This is a genomic window from Shewanella glacialipiscicola, from assembly GCF_023283485.1.
GTDB lineage: Bacteria > Pseudomonadota > Gammaproteobacteria > Enterobacterales > Shewanellaceae > Shewanella > Shewanella glacialipiscicola.
Map to the genome: position 1 here is coordinate 72,366 of NZ_JAKILU010000012.1, position 17,981 is coordinate 90,346.

Sequence of the window (17,981 nt, forward strand, 5' to 3'; positions counted from 1 at the left end):
TTAGCGGAAGAATTCAAATATCACCTTATTACATTACGCACTGATTAATGAGTATCTCAATTATTTAAACACACAGTGTTTAGCATAATCAGCCGCTTCGTTGGCAGTCCAATCGCCAGATGGCTTATTTTTCATCTGTTTACACCAAGCATCAGTGCCCACTTCAGGTGCACAGGCACTAAGCCCTGCGGTAAACGCTAGCACCAATGCTATCGCGCTCACTTTAGACATCGAGGTTTTAGCAGCAAAAGATTTCAAGCAAGACATATTTAATTCCTTATAAATAAAACCCATTTGGGCCATTAGATAGTTGATCGCTTTGTGATCCAAGCAATCGCTTTGGCTTTTTGCTCTAATGGAAACCAAGCAACTTCGCCTTGCATAAAAGGCCCCAGTAATCGTACCGAATTACCAACCCAATCAGGGCCGCCCACAAAGACTAGGGCTTCAAAACTCGGTAATTGGACTTCACCGCTACCAGTGAGAGACTCAAATTCCCAGCCTTCGAGCAACACATCGGCCTCAACATACAGGCAAACTTGCCCCCAGTCTTTACGATAACTTTTAATCGCCGGTTGTAAGCGAGTACGATAATCGGTGGAAGACAACCGACCACTGGCAAAAAGACTGATAACACCCTTAGCAATATCGGGGATTTGGCATAACATAGAGGCACTCCGAATCGAGAACACTTTTTGCAAGCACAGACCTTGGCCCATGCCTTGGAAAATAATGCGCCGATGATAACAAATCTATTGGAAAGCGATAAGCAGTTATTGATGACTTCTCAATCTACGCTGAAAGATGCCTAAGTTTGCCATGATAACAATCTCAAACCGTGTGGAACTTCAGGAAAATGAAATCGAGTGGCAATTTATCCGTTCGAGTGGCGCGGGTGGCCAGCACTTAAATAAAGTCTCCACCGCCGCGCAGCTGATTTTTGATATTAAAAGCTCATCATTACCTGAATTTTATCAAGAGCGCTTGCTCAATAAGGCGGATCACCGCATCACTAAAAGCGGTAAAATTATTATAAAATGCCAAGCGAGTCGCAGCCAAGACTCCAACCGCCAAACCGCATTAGAGCAATTTATTGCCTTAGTGGCGAGTGTCGGTGAAGTGCAAAAAAAGCGTATCCCGACCCGCGCGACTAAGGGCAGCCAAACTCGGCGCTTAGACACTAAAAAACAAAAAGGCGCGACGAAAGCCATGCGTCAGCAAAAGAGTGACTATTAATGGGTAATAAACATTAAGTAGCAGTTAAAATCGGCCAATAATGGCGCAGGATTTCAATGGCATAATCGGCTCATGCATAATCGATGAACAGATAATGCAAAATCCAGTTGAACAGGTTAAGTTAGTGGTCTAGCACATACATTAAACTCGATTTATCCTAGCTTGAACATTAAGGCTTGGAGTAAAGGAAAGCCCAATGAGTCACAAAATTTTACTCGTCAATGGCCCTAATCTGAACCTCTTAGGTCGCCGCGAGCCCAGCGTTTACGGTCATCAAACCTTAGCCGGCATAGTCGCCGAACTACACCAGCAAGCCAAGCTGGCAGGCGTTGAGCTAGAACATATTCAGTCCAATGCCGAGTTTGAACTTATCAATGCGATTCATGCGACCGATGCACAACTGATTATTATCAATCCTGCCGCTTTTACCCATACCAGCGTTGCCCTGCGTGATGCCTTACTGGGGGTCGATATTCCTTTTTATGAAGTACATTTATCCAATGTGCACGCCCGTGAAGCCTTCCGTCAGCATTCTTATTTCTCAGATAAGGCGATAGGCGTAATTTGTGGTTTTGGCGCACAGGGTTATGAATTTGCGCTAGCAGCGGCCGTTAAGCGGCTAAATCAACCACAATAAATCCTATTCAATAGCGTACTTTGCAAGGGCAAAAAATGGCAATGGATCTTCGTAAAATTAAAAAGCTCATTGAATTAGTACAAGAATCGGATATCGCAGAACTGGCGATAACCGAAGGTGAAGAATCGATTCGTATCACCCGCTATAGCCCTATGCCAGCTAATATACCCACGCAGCAATCTATGCCCGCAGCACAAGTACCGCCGATGAGCGCACAAGCAAAGATGACTAGCCAGCGCCATGTTTCACCGACAGCGGTTTCGCAGACAGCAAGTTCGCCAAGTACCGAAGGTTTTGTGCAAGTCTCGCCCATGGTCGGCACTTTTTATGCGGCAATCGAGCCCGATGATGTACCGCTGGTTAAAGTGGGCCAAAGGGTCAGCAAAGGTGAAGTTATTTGCATTATCGAAGCGATGCGAATGATGAACCCCATTCAAGCTGAACGCGATGGCGTAATCCGCGCTATTTGGGTAAAAGACGGTGATGAAATCGTATTTGATCAACCGCTATTTAGCTTAATCTAACCGCTCGCCTTAGCATGAATTGAAACGCACCGCAGAGCTGGGTTTAAGCAGCGATTTTCAAGCAAAGGCAGTATTAACCGAGGTCACTATGATATTAATTACCGGCGCCAGCAGTGGTTTAGGTGCCGCCCTAGCCGCACTTTATGCTAAAGAGAATGAACCACTGACTCTTACAGGGCGCAATACCGAGCGCTTGCACACTGTCGCCAATGCATTAACACCCTTTTCTACGCAATCGATTGCCGCGATCGCCGCCGATCTCACCAGTGAATCGAGTCTCGAAGCGCTGTTTGATGGTCTTACTGCGACACCCAAAACCGTTATCCACTGTGCAGGCAGCGGCTATTTTGGTGCGATTGAAACCCAAGGCGTACGCGATATTCAAAGCCTACTCAATAGCAATGTTACCTCGACCATTCTGTTAGTGCGCGAGCTAGTGAAACGCTATAAAGATCAAGCGGTCACTGTGGTAATAGTGATGTCCACTGCTGCGCTCGCAGCCAAGGCGGGTGAGTCAACTTACTGCGCGGCAAAATGGGCGGTGCGAGGATTTGTCGAGTCGGTACGTTTAGAGCTTAAACAAAGCCCAATGAAGTTGATTGCCGTGTATCCTGGCGGTATGGACACTGGCTTTTGGCCAAGTAGCGGTAAAACATTAGATACCACAAATTTTATGTCGGCCGATGAAGCGGCAGGAATGCTTAAACAAGCATTAATCGCCACCCAGCATGGTTATATCGCCGATATCACCATACAAAGGGGCTAGCCAGATGTAATGCTAAGACAGAATGTTTAACAAGTGCATCGCTCGTTAATCATCACGGACAATTACTGATGAGAATATATTAAGGGATAATTTAGATATCAAGTTTTTCAGTTGAACGTCTGAAATTCTTTTTAATATGCCTCGATATTAGCGGCTTCTTAATGATAATTTCCGGCAGATTAAAGCGTCGCCGCTCATTATTCACTAAAACATCTGGCATATTTACTTCACAATACTGAGCAAACTGCTCTAGATACATCCGAGAATAAGCCCCTTCTTCAATAGTTAGGGGTTCATCCATCTCGAGTCTTTTGTGTTTAACCCAAGGCTCTAGCGAATACCATGTAGACAAATACATTGGCCCCCAGATATTCATAAAATGATTACGAGAGATCAAATTGTGCAGTGCCATATAACCAACTCGCTGTAATTTCACACTCACTTCTTGTGCTGCTAAAAGCTCTTCTGGCGTCCAATTACACTCAAACTCTTTAATATGATTATCTGTACATTGGCAATACGCAATACGTTTATGGGCATCCGTCAGCACACGAATAGCAGGCTTTAATATATCCATTTCAGCCATAGCCCAACGCAAAATATCTGCATCACGTGAAAGCGCCGATTCTTTAATATTTTTAGAACCTTGGCGTAGGCTATAGAGTAAGAACGCCGTTAAAAATACCATTAAAATATTGGTTAAACCTGAGACACCATTCCAGTCAAAAGTTGTGAGTTGCACTTTAAAATCATTAAACATATCAAAACTCTAATTAATAAATCATTTAAATAAAAATGGTTGGAGTCAAAATAAGCACATTTATTACAGTGAGTAATAGTCAATAATATCGACAGAGTATCTCTTATTTATATTTTTATAACTCTACAAATATAAATGAGGAAACATATAATTAAATAACTGATTTACAATGCTTTCACTGTTACTTTCTGGGTTGTTCCTGATAGGTTTGACTGCTCCAGTCGTAGGCATAAAGTGCGCCTTGCCACTCGTAAAGTGTACGACCATCCTGTTGCACAACTCTGGCATTACTCGGCAAGCTAGACACACTGTACGCCACGCGCTGACGGGGCGTTGCGGCATTATTACCGGCTGTAACGGCGTCTGCATTATCACTATAACTTTGCACCATTTGTGTAGTCGGGTTTGCAGGCACGCTTGTTGGCATACTCGATACCATACGACCTTCACTTGCGGAATACTGCATACTGGTTGTCACCCGTACAGGCGCAGAAATAGCCACAGGTTCATCGTCGTCGCGCATAGGGATAGATAAGCCTATGCCCGAATAGGGCGAGTTCCAGTAATTGCGTGCATAAGCATGGCGCGAATTCCAACCCCAATCATTATTCCAGCTCGTGTTCACGCCATAACCGACATTCCAGCCCGAGCCAGTTGCAAATCCTAAACCTAAACCCCAAGGGTAATAAGGTCGATAATAGGGACGATAGTTAACGGCGTGCGCGTAACGATTGTCATAGTGATTGCCGTAGTTGTCATAGCGATTGTTGTAATGACTGGCGCCACGACTATGGCTATCGCGATGACCGCTTTGCTCCGAATAGCCTCGATTAGCGGCAACCGCTGTAGTCGACACACTCAGCACGCTCAAGAGTGATACCCCTACAGCCAGCGATAAAACCAAACACGTTAGCGGCCGTTTATGCGCGCTAGCTGATTGACTTTGAACACACTTTTCGTGAGAAAAACCTGTAGAAATATTCATATAAACCTCGAAATAAAGGGCGTAAGCGAGATAAATCGTGACTTACTGATAATCATTTTACGCTTCCTAAGTCTGAAGATCACTGAATTGGTTAACCCTAAAACATAAAAATGCTATAGTGCGCGCCACATGGATTTTCACTGCAGAGGCTATTTCCACATGAGTTTTAAGGATTTACGCAGCTTTATTGATCACTTAGAAGCCAACGGCGAACTCAAACGCATTCGCTACCCAGTTGATCCTCATTTAGAAATGACAGAGATCGCCGATCGCGTATTACGCGCCAAAGGCCCTGCGCTTTTGTTTGAAAATCCCAAAAATCACTCGATGCCGGTGTTGGTTAACCTGTTCGGTACACCCAAACGGGTGGCAATGGCACTCGGCAAAGATGACCCCTTAGCACTGCGCGAAGTGGGTGAACTGCTGGCCTTTTTAAAAGAACCCGAACCACCACGCGGTTTTAAAGACGCGATCGCTAAGATCCCTATGTTCAAGCAAGCTTTGAACATGCCGCCTAAAACAGTACGTAATCCCCCTTGCCAACAAATCGTTAAAACCGGTGATGAGGTCGATTTAACCCAATTGCCCATTCAGCATTGCTGGCCGGGCGACGTTGCACCATTAGTGACCTGGGGCTTAACCATCACTAAGGGCCCACGCAAGAGTCGTCAAAATTTAGGCATTTACCGCCAACAATTACTCGGTAAAAATAAGCTAATTATGCGCTGGTTATCCCACCGTGGCGGCGCGCTCGATTTTGCTGATTTTAAACAACAATTCCCCGGTGAACGTTATCCTGTAGTGGTGGCTCTTGGTGCCGATCCTGTGACTATTTTAGGTGCAGTGACCCCAGTCCCAGATTCTATGAGCGAATACGCTTTTGCCGGCTTACTGCGCGGTGAACGTACCGAGGTTTGCAAGGCATTAAGCTGTGACTTAGAAGTGCCCGCCACCAGCGAAATCATCCTCGAAGGTTATATCGACCCTGAGGAACTGGCGGAAGAAGGCCCCTACGGCGATCACACCGGTTACTACAACGAAACCGATAAGTTTCCGGTATTTACCGTGACCCACATCACTCAGCGTAAAGATGCCATCTACCACAGCACTTACACTGGCCGTCCACCGGATGAACCCGCCATGCTGGGGGTTGCATTAAACGAAGTGTTTGTGCCAATTTTGCGTAAGCAATATCCTGAGATTGTTGATTTTTATCTGCCGCCTGAGGGCTGTTCGTACCGCATGGCAGTGATCTCCATTCGCAAACAATATCCGGGACATGCCAAACGGGTGATGATGGGCGCATGGTCTTTCCTGCGCCAATTTATGTACACCAAGTTTATTGTTATCGTCGATGAAGATGTGAACTGCCGCGACTGGCAGGATGTCATCTGGGCAATCACCACCCGCATGGATCCTAAACGCGATACCGTGATGATCGAAAACACCCCGATTGACTATCTTGATTTTGCCTCACCCGTTGCCGGCTTAGGCTCAAAAATGGGCCTAGATGCCACCAATAAGTGGGAAGGCGAAACCAACCGTGAATGGGGCACACCCATTGTGATGGACCCCAAAGTAAAACAAAAGATCGACTCAATCTGGGATGAGTTAGGCATAGACGACAGCCCAACCCTATAATTCAACTTAAGCCGTTGCTCAAGTAACCCTTAAGCCAAGAAAATAGGCCAATAATCGGCCGCGAAGCGCCACCTAGTCAACAACATTGAAGAAAGGTGCAAAGGAAGTTTGATGAAAACCATACGTTGTAAGATAGAGAAAGTCAGCCCATTTAATGATGCCGTATATCAAGTATTATTAAAACCTGAAACCGCCTTCGATTTTCAAGCGGGGCAATACCTATGTGTTGTCATGGGCGAAAAAGATAAACGCCCCTTCTCTATCGCGTCAGCCCCCAACGCCGAGTTTATCGAACTGCACATTGGCGCCGCGGTGAGCGAAAGCTACCCCATGCAAGTGGTTGAGCACTTAAAAGCCTGCGCCATTGACGGCAGCACTATCGACATCGAAGCCCCCGGCGGCGATGCCCACCTGCGTCACGAAAGCATTCGCCCTCGCCTATTAATCGCGGGTGGCACAGGCTTCTCTTATATTAAGAGTATCGTTGAGCAACAAATTGCCCTAGACCAACAGGTTGAAACCATGCTGTATTGGGGTTGTCGCACCCAAGATGCCATGTACTTTGAAACCATCGCTCGCGAGTGGCACGACGCTCACCCTTGGTTGCACTTTATCCCTGTCATCGAAGAAGCCCCCGCTAATTGGCAAGGTAAAACCGCCAATCTGTTAGCGCAAATCAAACAAGATTTTGTCAGCTTAAATGGCTACGACATCTACATCGCCGGCCGTTTCGACATGGTAGGTGCAGCACGGGAAATCTTCCGCGAGATTGGTGTAGAGGAAGCGCATCTCTACGGTGATGCGTTCGCGTTTATCAAATAACGCGCTGATTTGTTAGCTTAGCTGGCTAACCTTTGCCAGCATAGGCTCAAATAATAAACCCCAGTTTTTACTGGGGTTTTGTTTTATACGTCACGCCGTATTTCACTTATTGGTGTGTTCTAAAGATCTAGAAATTTTTCAAGTCAGCGAATGATGTAATTATTAAGCACCGTCATTCCAGTGACTCGCCGTAAATATATCCCTATAGGCTCGACGGCGGCATCCATGCCGCCAACGGTCACTTACATGCCAGTGCTTAATCTCCTTAAAGCTCTCCTGAATCTGAATGCTTTACAACCATATATCTAGAAACTTCAAAAGTAGGTAGCTTGTTAAATTTACTGAGTTCTAAATACTTTTCGCAATTAGTTCAGCTTTAAGTAAACCACCTTTGGTTAGCAGTCTGGCAGAAAAGTTTGGCCTTCGTTTTGCTTTAAAAGCATCTAGAATTTGCTTCAATCCCTCAGCCGTCAATAGTGAAATATTGACCTCTGTATCCATCTCTGCTGAGTCAATGAAATCCTGCGAAAAACTTGGTGCGATGATAAGTACCTGTGCAACTCGTTTTCCCTGATTTTCACAACGGGTGACATAAGCTTTAATCTGTCTTGAAGTAGTGGAATATTTGGCGAAGTCTCCATTTTTACAAGTTTTTGCTTCACCAATAATAATATCATCATCACTGATCGAAATAATGATATCTGTTTTATCTTTAGTAGTATTAATAGATTTTCGAAGGTCCTCATCAACAACTAAATTAAGTTGCTCTAATATTGTTTTAGTAACCTCTTCAAACTTAATCCCGAGTTCCGCTTCGGAAATTTCAATACCAATTGATTTAAGAGTATAAAGATCACGTTTGGCCAGTGCTTCATAGTTTTCGATTAGTTTATCGTTTGCATTAGCAAATGCTTCCAAAATATTAAATCTTGGATTACCCTTTTTTGACAACTTTAGGCAATCACGGAGCACTTTAATTTCATCATTATTTAGTAAGTACAAGATATCATGTGGCGTAATGTTAAGTGCACGTAATCGTTCAACTTGAATTAACTCATTTTCTTCTAATTCAAACTCCTGCCTAATACGCTGTGAAAGCGTCTCAGGCTGACCAGTAATGTCGACTCCTATAAAATTTTGCTCAATAGAATCAAACATTTCTTTAAAACCTACTGCACTGATAGCATCAAATTCATGGTCAGAAGCCGTATTTAAACTTTCCAGAATAACGATAATACGCTCTTCCAAAGTAAATCCGATTCTTTCTGTATCAATATCAAGTTATATTATTAGCTGCTTTAATCGTTCCTTACGTTTATTTTGACTCTCAGTTTCATCATATAAATCACGCGATAACATATCTCTTACTGCAATTCCTGAATGCAAAATTGTATTAATTTTCTCACTACGACTGACACTACGAGTACGCTTACCGTAACTCTTTAAAATATTAGACAGCTCTGGATCAGACAAAACGCGCAGGATTCGCAGTAAATGCTTATCAGCTAATTGCTTACCTTGTATCTGGTTCAAAATGGATACTACTTCATCAGGAATAAGTACTTCTGAACTTTTACGATTAATAAATATTACGCCCATATCTCGTAACTCTTGCAAGCAATTTTCGACAGTCTGTTTTCCAGTTTTGATTGGTTCAGATATATGTTCAATAGCCACAACCTCATCTTTTGAAATTTTCAAATGATGTGCTAGCGCATTTAGAATACTACGCTCATCATCCGTAATATTAGCTTGGCGATTAATTCTTTCATCATTCATGTAAGCTACATTTAAGCAATTATGGAATATACTCAAACGATGTTCATGACCATAATCTTCTGCAAAGTTATTATCTATTTCTAGTTTTATTTTTTTAGCTAAAACATCTAACTTTTCCCATTCACGAGCATAAAGCTGCTCAATCCATGATATGCGTGCAATGCAATTACCATCTCGAGTTAGAATATTTACTAGCAATGCCATTGATGCGTCACATAATAAAAGCTTCTCATATACAGATTTTTTATACTGTAAAGATACGGCTTTGAACAATTGAGTAATCTCACTACCTGAAGCATCTTTAATCTGACAATTTACTTTATTTAATGCTTTCGATATACCTTCATCGTCAGAAGCAGCTGATAAGCATAACTTATCTAAAAATGTTATAAATTTAGACTTTTCAATTTGATTTAAGATTGACAATATCTGATTTAATTTCATAAAAAATCCCTTTCATATCGTTTTGTAAAGTAAGCTCTATTGAAAATTGATTAGTTAATTTTTATATAAAATTTAAACTATCGTCTTTAACGATCCTACCAAGTTAGACCAAAGCTAATACATTTAGCAACAAAATCAAGCCACTTATTTATAGAACTGTGAAAGAAATGGCATCCATTACTCTTTTTTAAATAATTATCAAAAAACACTAATACCACAAAGATACATCTTCCCCTGCGAAGTTGCTGAAGGACATATCGAGCTGGCTCTTTAACATGGACGTTTTTGATAGGACGAGCAGTCCTCCTTGGTCGACTCTTTATTAAAAATCAGAGGGTGAAGCCCCACGACTTTGACTTAGATTTTGATTTAAAAAGTTAAAAGTTAAACTAATGCCCAAAACTCAAACGAAGTTTAAAAACCCAAAGCCCTGTGGCGACTGAGCAACCCTTACACTTGAGGTCTATGTAGATCAAAACGTAATGCTTCAGAAATCCCATAATAAGCCGATGGGCCGCCGGCACGTAATACGGGCTCGGCAAGGGCGGTTTGATAAATCCCTTCGACATTGAGTAAATGCTTAGCAATATGCACGGCCACCACTTCACCTAACACTAACCAAGTATCGATCTTGTCGCCATTGGCGGCGGTTAACTGGATACATTGGGATAGCTTACATTCAAAATTCACCGGGCTTTCAGCCACTAAATCAGCCTTAACAATCGTGCCTGCTTTAGCCGTCAGTCCGGCAAAGCTAAACTCATCTTGACCGCGTGGCAATGTAGCTGAGGTTTGGTTCATCTGCTCGGCTAAGCCGCGAGTGGTGAGGTTCCACACAAACTCCCCTGTTTCGACAATATTGGCGATACTGTCTTTCCAGCCTACGCTGGCAAAGCCAATAATCGGCGGTTTGTAGTTGAAACAATTGAAAAAGCTATAAGGCGCGAGATTCCGTTGCCCCTCGGCATTTCGTGATGAAATCCAGCCAATCGGCCGTGGGCCTATAATGGCATTTAAAGGATCGTGCGCAAGGCCATGGCCTTTGCTCGGCTGGTAAAAATAGCGGTTATCAGCAGTCATACTTCATCCCTTAATCACAATAATAAAAGCCATCTTACAGGGCTTAATCCTTCCGCCAAACAGACTGTTCAGAGGATCTCCAAACGCATAAGGGGAACCTCTCGTTCCCCTTATTTACCGTTGTTGATCAGGCAGGCTTTACCAGATCTTAACGCGATCTTCTGGGGCTAAATACAGCTTATCACCCGGTTTAACATCAAATGCGCTATACCAAGCATCTAAGTTACGCACGGTCAGCGCGCGATACATGCCGGGCGCATGGCCATCGGTAGCAACGCGAGCACGCAGCGCTTCATCGCGCATTTTAGTGGCCCAAGTTTGCGCAAAGCCGATAAAGAAGCGTTGATCGCCACTAAAGCCTTCAATCACTGGGGCTTCTTTACCGTTAAGTGAGGCATGGTACGCATCAAGTGCCGCGGCTAAACCTGCCACATCGGCAATGTTTTCACCTAAGGTGAGCTTGCCATTCACGTGTAAATCAGGGAATGGAGCATAGGCATCAAACTGCTGGGCTAACGCATCACCTTGTTTAGCAAACTGGGCAAAGTCAGCGGGAGTCCACCAATTGCGCATAGCGCCAGTTGAGTCAAACGCTGCGCCATTGTTATCAAAACTGTGGCTGATTTCATGGCCAATCACAGCGCCTATTGCGCCATAATTGTAAGCGGCATCGGCCTTAGCATCGAAAAATGGCGGCTGTAAAATGCCCGCAGGGAAGTTAAGCGCATTTTGCACTGGTAAGTTCACTGCATTCACCACTTGCGGGGTCATCCACCACTCGCCTTTATCCATTGGCTTACCAATTTTGGCTAACTGATGGGCATATTCTACTTTTTCGCCGTTAATGGCATTGGCGTAGGTATTAGTCGCAGAAACCGTGTAGCTGTCGTAGTTGCGCCATTTATCGGGATAACCAACGCCCACTGCGATAGTCGCTACTTTCGCTAAGGCCTCTTTTTTAGTGGAAGGGTCCATCCAATCTAATTTTTCAACTCGCTGACCAAAAGCCGCCACTATGTTATCCACCATAGTGCTCACTTCTGCCTTGGCAGATGCTGGGAAATATTGCTCAACATAGGCATGGCCTACGGCATCACCTAAATATTGGTCAAGGGCGCTTAGGGCAAGTTTGTCGCGGCTACGCTGTTCTGGCGTGCCAGAAAGCTTAGTGCCATTAAAGGCAAATGCAGCTTGTTCAATATTTGATGGCAACACATCGGCATGGCTATTAATGTGATGAAACACTAACCAATCTTTCCATGCATTTAGCGGCTCTGAAGCCACTAATGCAGAAAGGCCGCTGATTGCAGTGGCATGGTAAGCGGCAAATTTTGGTTGATTACCCAGCTGAGCGGCATCCCAAAAAGCAGCCCAATCTATGCCCGGCGCTTTAGTATCAAAGTCAGCGCGACTCCACACCCCTGAAGATTTAACAAAATCTTCGCTTGCTTCACGGCTAGCATGGGCGGCGGCAATCTTGTGTTCAAGGGCAAAAATCCGATCGGCGCGGGCTGCAGCATCACTCACACCTGCGTCTTTAAGGAGTGTTTCAATATAGGCACGATAAGCAGTGCGAATTTCAGCCATTTTAGGATCGGCAGATAGATAATATTCGCGCTCAGGTAAGCCTAAACCGCCCTGTAAAATATAGGGTAATACTTCGCCTGGTGTCGCAAGCCCTTGGGTTACAAAAATCCCAAATAGGTTTTCGGTAGAAAAGTCGGTCGCATTAAGTGGATCAACATCGGCGCGTAAATTTGCGCCTAATACCGCAGATAAATCTTGTTTGCTGCTAATGGCCTCAAAACGGGCAATATCAGCCTCGGCGGGTTTCATTCCTGCGGCGTCAATCGCGCCGGTATCAGTGTAAGCCTTGTAGAAGTTGGCGATACGCGCCTCGTCGCTGCCCGCGGCGTGCTGAGTGTTAACCAGCTTCGCAATCAGGCTGGTATTATGTTTTTCGGTCGCTTCAAAGGCCACCAGAAAAGAACCCGTGCTGGAGCGATCGGCCGGGATCGTCGTCGTTTTCATCCACTCGCCATTGGCGTAAGCATAAAAATCATCCCCGGGTTTTACGCTTGGCATCATGGCCGCTAAATTAATACCAATAGGCATTTGGGTCGCAACGGCTTGGCTTTTAGGTGCAGTTTCGCTGGTTTTTGCGGTATTTTCTTGGCTGTTATCATTACAAGCTGTGAGTCCCGTTAGTACTGATGTAGACAGTAACAACACGGGAATAAGACGATCCGACATGAATAATTCCTTTGTTTTATTGTTATATTTTGGTCGTGGCAACAGCTCTTTAACTTAACTGTACGGCTAGCTTATTTTAGGCTGCTTTAGCTCAGCGCTCGCCACTCTTTTGGCTAAGCTCAATCACTTGACCTAATGGCTTGGCAGTGTAACTGGCTGTGAGCGCAGATGTAAAATAAAGCCACTTTTTATGATAAAAAATTAATATAAAATAGCGATTTTTACCTAATCTAGCCGTTTAAAAAGGCACGTTAGCATGATAGATGATGATTTTAAGGCGAAAAAAAGCCGACGTGATGTCGGCTCAATATTATTTATAGGTGAGTTACAGCTTAATTTTTGAGTACTGAGTCCATGCAACCACTTGTCCCATTTGAGGAATGATCCACACCGCGGTTTGCTCATTTTGATAGATACGATAATAAAATAAGTCTTCATCGCGGATATCGTGTTTACGGATTTCACGATAAAACTGCATCGCAGAAGGGCTGACTTCATCTGGCTTTGTCAGTTCTTTTTGCTGCACTTTAACGTGGAATACATCCACTTTAAGGTTACTGATTTCAGTTTGATACTGTTCAAACTCGCCGCGGATAGTGTATTTAATCGGTGTCGTTAAGCAATCTTGGTCTGTAATGCAGGAGGTCGAATAAAACTTACCCTTATTTTTGCCTTCGTACACAAGAGACATACTGAGATCGTTACGTACGAGCAGCTCGCCCGCAACAGGGAAATAAATATCCGCGTGGTAATTATGCTCAAGCAGCTCACCCATGGCGGCACTATCAGTTGGCAACACTATACGGTTGTAGCGAATGCGTTGCTCCATTTCCTGACTGAGCGGAATGAACTCGGCCATATTCAAGCCTGCGGGTTTTGCATCTAGCGCGGTGATATTAATGATACCTCGGCCATTACAGGCATCGGCCTCTAACTCTGGACAAATTGCCATTGAATAGTTACGGCCATCGGTTGCCACAAAGGCGCTGAAATGTTTGATACTGTCAACAAGGTTACCTTCAGGCGCTAAATGTTTTTGCCACAATGATGGGTGTAAATGTTCCTCATCGCCAATGTAAAACATTTGCGCGGTTCCAACAGTGCCACCGATATTGAGACTGATAAATTTATCGGCATGCCACTTAACTAAATGCTTAACCATGGCATGGCGGTCACTCACATACCAGACTATCGCCAAGATAACGCACAGTAAGGCAATGCCCGCAAATTTAGTCCAAGCAGACACCCCAACAATGGCATCACGGATAGCATCGGCATCGTTTATCGCTAACATTTTTACATGGGATTGCTCTGAAACATGCAGTTGATAACCACGGCGGGCGATGGTTTTTAACTGCACTTCGGTATAGGGTTCTAACTTTTTACGCAGGGTACTAATGCACTGAGTTAAGGATGTTGGCGCAACAACGCGATCAGGCCAGCCAGCTTCTAAAAGCGCTTCCTTGGTAAAAATTGCATTGGGTGATGACAGTAATAATGCCAACACCGCCGCTTCAGAAAAGGTCAAACTGGTGGATGTACCATGCACTTGATCGACTAATTGCTTAGCCTGTTCATCTAACAATAAATAAGCAGTAATTTTATGCATGTTAAGCGCCCGATAAATCAGTAAAAACTGATGATGTATGATTGCACTAACCACTGACAACCATATTAGGACAACGTTTTTCCCCATAAGCTAGAGTGACAAAGCGTCACCGAGCTAATATAGTTTATGTTACGTTTTAACAACATAAAATACTGTGACTGTATACTCAGTTTAGTTATTGTTTAATAAGCGCAAATCCCACCTAATGTAGCAGATACTAATTAAATTTCTTGCTGTTTAAAGACCCAATGACAACAAAATAATAAGGCGATAATCCAGCCAGCAAACAAGCAATACATTAAAGGCAGCCCAAAGCCTGTTTGCGCTATTAGTGTAAGGCTACTTTTCGCAACGAGCGTATCTGCGGGGTTAGCAATCAAATTTAAGGCGCGAAATAAATCGGTAGGATTTAATAAAATCACAATGTTAAATAACTCGCGATTCAGTATGTCGGCTATTGCAACTAATAGGGTAAGTAATACCAGATCATATATCAGCACCAGTACAAACCATAAAATCAGCAACATCCCTAATGCCTTAGCTTTTTCTCGCACACACAAACTGACCCAATAGCCTAACAAAATAAAGATTAATGATAGTAAAATACTGCTGAGGATTAAATGAGTAAATCCGCTGACTATACTTAACTGAACCTTAGCATCACCCAATAAAACCAGCATCAGCCCTGTCACGCCAAAGCCTAAAATACAGGCAATCGCCATCACGCAGCCATGGCCTAAAAACTTACCACACAGCAGATGCCAGCGCGCCAAGGGATAGGTCAACAATAATAATAAAGTGCCGGACTCTTTCTCACCCACAAAGCTGTCATAACTCAACAAAATCGCACCTAACGGAAGAATAAACACCGATAAAGTGACTAATCCAGAGAGGGTTTGCGCAGGCTCAAACATGGTTAAGCTGCCAGATATAGCGCTGCCCATAAAACTCACGCTCAATGAAAGCAGTAGCAATATTGCCGTCATCATCCATAACCAACGGTTACGTAGGTTATCCTTAAATTCTTTCGCGGCGATAGTGCTAATAATGCTCAGGGCGCTTAAATGGCTTCCTCCCGATAAAACGTCGGTTTGACTCATGTCATCGACTCCCGCTTAAGGTCACTCGTCATACTCGTCGCTTGAAAAGCCGTAGGGGATAAAATAGGCGCTGGAGCATCGCAAACACTATCCATAATACTTTCCATATAGTGATGAAATACATCCTGCAAACTCGGGGGCTCTACAGAAAAGTCCACTAGCTTCATTTTTTGTAATAAATGATATAATACCGCGGCTTTTTGGCTGGGCGCTATGGTCAGCTTTAAGCCCTGCTGCGAAGAGGTGTTCACACAGGCACTTAAAATAGGCTCACTTAACACCTCTTGCCTTTGCGCTTGGGATAACGAATGTAAAAAAATATGGCTGGGCAACTCAGTTGCCGCCCTAAGAGAAGCTAAGCTTCCGGCTGCAAGCATGCGGCCTTGACCTAAGATCAAGGCTCTTTCCATTTGATCTTGCACTAATCCTAACTCATGGGTGCTAATAATAATGGCGCAGCCTTGGGCTTTGAGTTGCGCGATTTTTTGATACAAAAAAGCCGACGCTAAGGGATCTAAACCCACGGTCGGCTCATCGAGTAATAATATTTGGGGGTTAGCTAATATCGCCTGTGCAAGCCCAAGACGCTGACGCATCCCCTTTGAAAAGGTATTTAAACGCTGATTTTTAGCGGCCTCTAAACCAAATTCGGCCAGTAATGTATTGGCTTTTGCAGGGGCGATGCCCTTAAGTTTTGCGAAATACTGCAGCAGTTCCAAAGCGGTCATGTTGTCATAAAAGCTCACATTTTCAGGTAAGTAACCTAAAGATAAACGCTGCTGTGCATTCATGGCTCCTACATTGTGGCCTTGCACAAAAATCTGGCCGCTGGTGGGGGCAATAAGCCCTAAAATCAATTTCAGTAACGTCGATTTACCTGCGCCATTATGTCCAATAAGGGCAATAACTTGGCCTTTTAACACATCAAAACTCACATCTTGCAGCGCCTTAAACTGGTTATAAGACTTAACGACATTAATGGCTTTAACGGCAATATCGCTATGCGTTATCACCTTATTCGCAGAGTGTGTAACCGCTTGATTATTCATCGCGACACTCGATCAACTTGCACAGGCTCGTCCCAGTGCATTAAAGGGAAGCTATCACTAATACCGCTTGTCACTTGGGGCTGAAATTGCCGCTCAACCCAACGTAGCAGCAGCACAACCGGACTTTCCATTAATAACTTTGCCTCTGGATAAAGCCAAAATAGTTTATCTAAACTGTCGTTAGGCCGGTGGACAAGATCGCCAATCCCATCGGAATCTAAATCCCAGCCTTGATATTGCGACCAATAGTTACCCTGCCCCTGATAACTCCACTCCAGTTGCGCGTCGCCCACGTATTTTACTTGGGTTTGATTTTCCACAATACGGTTGCGCCACAGACGATTTTTTTCACCGCCCATCGCCATACTGATCCCCGTATCGCTATGACCAAACTCGTTATCTTCAATGCGATTATTTTGCGCTGCGTAGATAAAAATACCTTTCCCCTCATTACCTAATTCCACGGTTCCCTTAGGATTATGAATATTACTAATGCTGTTAGCTTGTACATGGCAGGACTCAGTGATGTTAAGCAAAATGCCAAAGTCACGCGCCTGAGTTACGCGATTATGGTGCAGATAAATATCGGTTGAGCTCATTAAGGCATAACCCCCATCAACGGCAATGGCTTGGTTTTGCCACGCTTCGTCAGTTTGGGTGTACATGTAATGGATACCGTATTGCAGCTTAGTAAATTGATTTTCAGAAATGCGACTGTGGTTAACAGACTCCAGATACACGCCATCACGGACGAAAATCAGCTGGTTATTATGAATTTGCGGAGCAGTAACATGCTTAAGATAAATACCATCGCCCCTATCCAATACATAAATAGCGCCATTACCACTAATGCTATTAGCAAGGATTTCAGGTGCATCTATGTGCTCGCCATAAATACCAAAACCCTCACCTTCGAGGCGATTGGCGGTGATTAGCACGTTATCCGCCCCTTGCTTTAGCAAGATCCCCGCATCACGATAATAGAGATCTCGCCCCCAATGACGGATATTAAGCCCTTCAATAGTCACCTTGGCGGCTTCAACAATTAATGCGCTACCATGACGCTGTGCATCTAAGGTAGCGCCAGCTTCACCTTTTAAATGAATAGATTGCGTCACACTAAAGGAGCCGCTGTATACCGCGGTCGCCAGTACAATAGTGTCACCATCTTGAGCCTTACCGAGCGCCAGCGTCAGTGAATCAGTATCTGTCACCCGAATGAGCGCTGCCCAGCTACCGCAAGAGGCAAAGCACAACAGCCCAATAAAGAGTCGACGCAGCTTCATCTTTATAGCC

General features: G+C 44.2%; 18 protein-coding genes. 6 read left to right on the top strand and 12 right to left on the bottom strand.

Annotation, left to right across the window (positions count from 1 at the left end; all coding sequences use genetic code 11):
• Positions 1-60 precede the first annotated feature (60 nt).
• Together L2717_RS10970 and L2717_RS10975 are read right to left on the bottom strand one after the other, a co-directional pair.
• Positions 61-267 carry a DUF3012 domain-containing protein gene (locus L2717_RS10970; protein ID WP_220773102.1) on the bottom strand — a complete coding sequence of 69 codons (207 nt, stop codon included), beginning with the start codon at positions 265-267 and terminating at the stop codon, positions 61-63.
• Positions 268-302: 35 nt separating this feature from the next.
• Positions 303-668, bottom strand: coding sequence for a SpoIIAA family protein (locus tag L2717_RS10975; protein ID WP_220773103.1), 366 nt, complete (start codon positions 666-668; stop codon positions 303-305).
• A gap of 136 nt (positions 669-804) precedes the next feature.
• Between L2717_RS10975 and arfB the strand changes: the two genes are divergently transcribed.
• The 4 genes from arfB (at position 805) to L2717_RS10995 (ending at position 3,163) form a co-directional block, all read left to right on the top strand.
• Positions 805-1,236, top strand: coding sequence for an alternative ribosome rescue aminoacyl-tRNA hydrolase ArfB (arfB, locus tag L2717_RS10980; protein WP_220773104.1), 432 nt, complete (start codon positions 805-807; stop codon positions 1,234-1,236).
• 196 nt (positions 1,237-1,432) lie between these two features.
• Positions 1,433-1,873, top strand: coding sequence for a type II 3-dehydroquinate dehydratase (aroQ, locus tag L2717_RS10985; RefSeq protein ID WP_220773105.1), 441 nt, complete (start codon positions 1,433-1,435; stop codon positions 1,871-1,873).
• Between the two features lie 35 nt (positions 1,874-1,908).
• Positions 1,909-2,397 (top strand): acetyl-CoA carboxylase biotin carboxyl carrier protein, encoded by a 489-nt coding sequence (accB, locus tag L2717_RS10990; protein WP_220773106.1) that lies wholly within the window; start codon positions 1,909-1,911, stop codon positions 2,395-2,397.
• A gap of 88 nt (positions 2,398-2,485) precedes the next feature.
• Positions 2,486-3,163: an SDR family NAD(P)-dependent oxidoreductase gene (locus tag L2717_RS10995; RefSeq protein ID WP_220773109.1), complete on the top strand. Its 678-nt coding sequence runs from the start codon at positions 2,486-2,488 to the stop codon at positions 3,161-3,163.
• 91 nt (positions 3,164-3,254) lie between these two features.
• On the opposite strand, the gene L2717_RS11000 is transcribed toward L2717_RS10995, so the two are convergent.
• Together L2717_RS11000 and L2717_RS11005 are read right to left on the bottom strand one after the other, a co-directional pair.
• Positions 3,255-3,923: a hypothetical protein gene (locus tag L2717_RS11000; RefSeq protein WP_248938046.1), complete on the bottom strand. Its 669-nt coding sequence runs from the start codon at positions 3,921-3,923 to the stop codon at positions 3,255-3,257.
• 181 nt (positions 3,924-4,104) lie between these two features.
• The gene (locus tag L2717_RS11005; protein ID WP_220774869.1) at positions 4,105-4,908 is read right to left on the bottom strand and encodes a hypothetical protein; all 804 of its coding nucleotides are present in this window, start codon (positions 4,906-4,908) and stop codon (positions 4,105-4,107) included.
• 159 nt (positions 4,909-5,067) lie between these two features.
• Between L2717_RS11005 and ubiD the strand changes: the two genes are divergently transcribed.
• Both ubiD and fre read left to right on the top strand, forming a co-directional pair.
• Positions 5,068-6,549, top strand: coding sequence for a 4-hydroxy-3-polyprenylbenzoate decarboxylase (ubiD, locus tag L2717_RS11010; RefSeq protein ID WP_220774870.1), 1,482 nt, complete (start codon positions 5,068-5,070; stop codon positions 6,547-6,549).
• A gap of 111 nt (positions 6,550-6,660) precedes the next feature.
• Entirely contained in the window at positions 6,661-7,371 is a 711-nt protein-coding gene (gene fre / locus L2717_RS11015; protein WP_220774871.1) for an NAD(P)H-flavin reductase, read from the top strand.
• Between the two features lie 348 nt (positions 7,372-7,719).
• Here fre and L2717_RS11020 read toward each other — a convergent pair whose 3' ends face one another.
• From L2717_RS11020 to nosD, 8 genes are all read right to left on the bottom strand, one after another.
• On the bottom strand, positions 7,720-8,619 hold the full coding sequence (locus L2717_RS11020) for a hypothetical protein (protein WP_246611796.1): 900 nt from the start codon (positions 8,617-8,619) through the stop codon (positions 7,720-7,722).
• Between the two features lie 33 nt (positions 8,620-8,652).
• On the bottom strand, positions 8,653-9,594 hold the full coding sequence (locus L2717_RS11025; protein WP_246611797.1) for a hypothetical protein: 942 nt from the start codon (positions 9,592-9,594) through the stop codon (positions 8,653-8,655).
• Between the two features lie 450 nt (positions 9,595-10,044).
• Positions 10,045-10,674: a flavin reductase family protein gene (locus L2717_RS11030; protein WP_220775040.1), complete on the bottom strand. Its 630-nt coding sequence runs from the start codon at positions 10,672-10,674 to the stop codon at positions 10,045-10,047.
• Between the two features lie 138 nt (positions 10,675-10,812).
• Positions 10,813-12,927, bottom strand: a complete 2,115-nt coding sequence (locus L2717_RS11035) for a M13 family metallopeptidase (RefSeq protein ID WP_220775041.1) — start codon at positions 12,925-12,927, stop codon at positions 10,813-10,815.
• Between the two features lie 325 nt (positions 12,928-13,252).
• Positions 13,253-14,536 (bottom strand): winged helix-turn-helix domain-containing protein, encoded by a 1,284-nt coding sequence (locus L2717_RS11040; RefSeq protein WP_220774572.1) that lies wholly within the window; start codon positions 14,534-14,536, stop codon positions 13,253-13,255.
• A 221-nt stretch (positions 14,537-14,757) separates the two neighbouring features.
• Positions 14,758-15,636: an ABC transporter permease subunit gene (locus L2717_RS11045; protein ID WP_220774571.1), complete on the bottom strand. Its 879-nt coding sequence runs from the start codon at positions 15,634-15,636 to the stop codon at positions 14,758-14,760.
• Positions 15,633-16,685, bottom strand: a complete 1,053-nt coding sequence (locus L2717_RS11050) for an ABC transporter ATP-binding protein (protein WP_220774570.1) — start codon at positions 16,683-16,685, stop codon at positions 15,633-15,635. The genes L2717_RS11045 and L2717_RS11050 overlap by 4 nt, the downstream gene beginning before the upstream one ends.
• Entirely contained in the window at positions 16,682-17,971 is a 1,290-nt protein-coding gene (gene nosD / locus L2717_RS11055) for a nitrous oxide reductase family maturation protein NosD (protein WP_220774569.1), read from the bottom strand. Before nosD ends, L2717_RS11050 begins: the two co-directional genes overlap by 4 nt.
• Positions 17,972-17,981: the final 10 nt, after the last annotated feature.

Bases quoted from the DNA above. Each gene is read 5' to 3' on its own strand.
- L2717_RS10970 (WP_220773102.1), bottom strand. From the start codon at position 267: ATGTCTTGCTTGAAATCTTTTGCTGCTAAAACCTCGATGTCTAAAGTG.
- L2717_RS10975 (WP_220773103.1), bottom strand. From the start codon at position 668: ATGTTATGCCAAATCCCCGATATTGCTAAGGGTGTTATCAGTCTTTTT.
- arfB (WP_220773104.1), top strand. From the start codon at position 805: ATGCCTAAGTTTGCCATGATAACAATCTCAAACCGTGTGGAACTTCAG.
- aroQ (WP_220773105.1), top strand. From the start codon at position 1,433: ATGAGTCACAAAATTTTACTCGTCAATGGCCCTAATCTGAACCTCTTA.
- accB (WP_220773106.1), top strand. From the start codon at position 1,909: ATGGCAATGGATCTTCGTAAAATTAAAAAGCTCATTGAATTAGTACAA.
- L2717_RS10995 (WP_220773109.1), top strand. From the start codon at position 2,486: ATGATATTAATTACCGGCGCCAGCAGTGGTTTAGGTGCCGCCCTAGCC.
- L2717_RS11000 (WP_248938046.1), bottom strand. From the start codon at position 3,923: ATGTTTAATGATTTTAAAGTGCAACTCACAACTTTTGACTGGAATGGT.
- L2717_RS11005 (WP_220774869.1), bottom strand. From the start codon at position 4,908: ATGAATATTTCTACAGGTTTTTCTCACGAAAAGTGTGTTCAAAGTCAA.
- ubiD (WP_220774870.1), top strand. From the start codon at position 5,068: ATGAGTTTTAAGGATTTACGCAGCTTTATTGATCACTTAGAAGCCAAC.
- fre (WP_220774871.1), top strand. From the start codon at position 6,661: ATGAAAACCATACGTTGTAAGATAGAGAAAGTCAGCCCATTTAATGAT.
- L2717_RS11025 (WP_246611797.1), bottom strand. From the start codon at position 9,594: ATGAAATTAAATCAGATATTGTCAATCTTAAATCAAATTGAAAAGTCT.
- L2717_RS11030 (WP_220775040.1), bottom strand. From the start codon at position 10,674: ATGACTGCTGATAACCGCTATTTTTACCAGCCGAGCAAAGGCCATGGC.
- L2717_RS11035 (WP_220775041.1), bottom strand. From the start codon at position 12,927: ATGTCGGATCGTCTTATTCCCGTGTTGTTACTGTCTACATCAGTACTA.
- L2717_RS11040 (WP_220774572.1), bottom strand. From the start codon at position 14,536: ATGCATAAAATTACTGCTTATTTATTGTTAGATGAACAGGCTAAGCAA.
- L2717_RS11045 (WP_220774571.1), bottom strand. From the start codon at position 15,636: ATGAGTCAAACCGACGTTTTATCGGGAGGAAGCCATTTAAGCGCCCTG.
- L2717_RS11050 (WP_220774570.1), bottom strand. From the start codon at position 16,685: ATGAATAATCAAGCGGTTACACACTCTGCGAATAAGGTGATAACGCAT.
- nosD (WP_220774569.1), bottom strand. From the start codon at position 17,971: ATGAAGCTGCGTCGACTCTTTATTGGGCTGTTGTGCTTTGCCTCTTGC.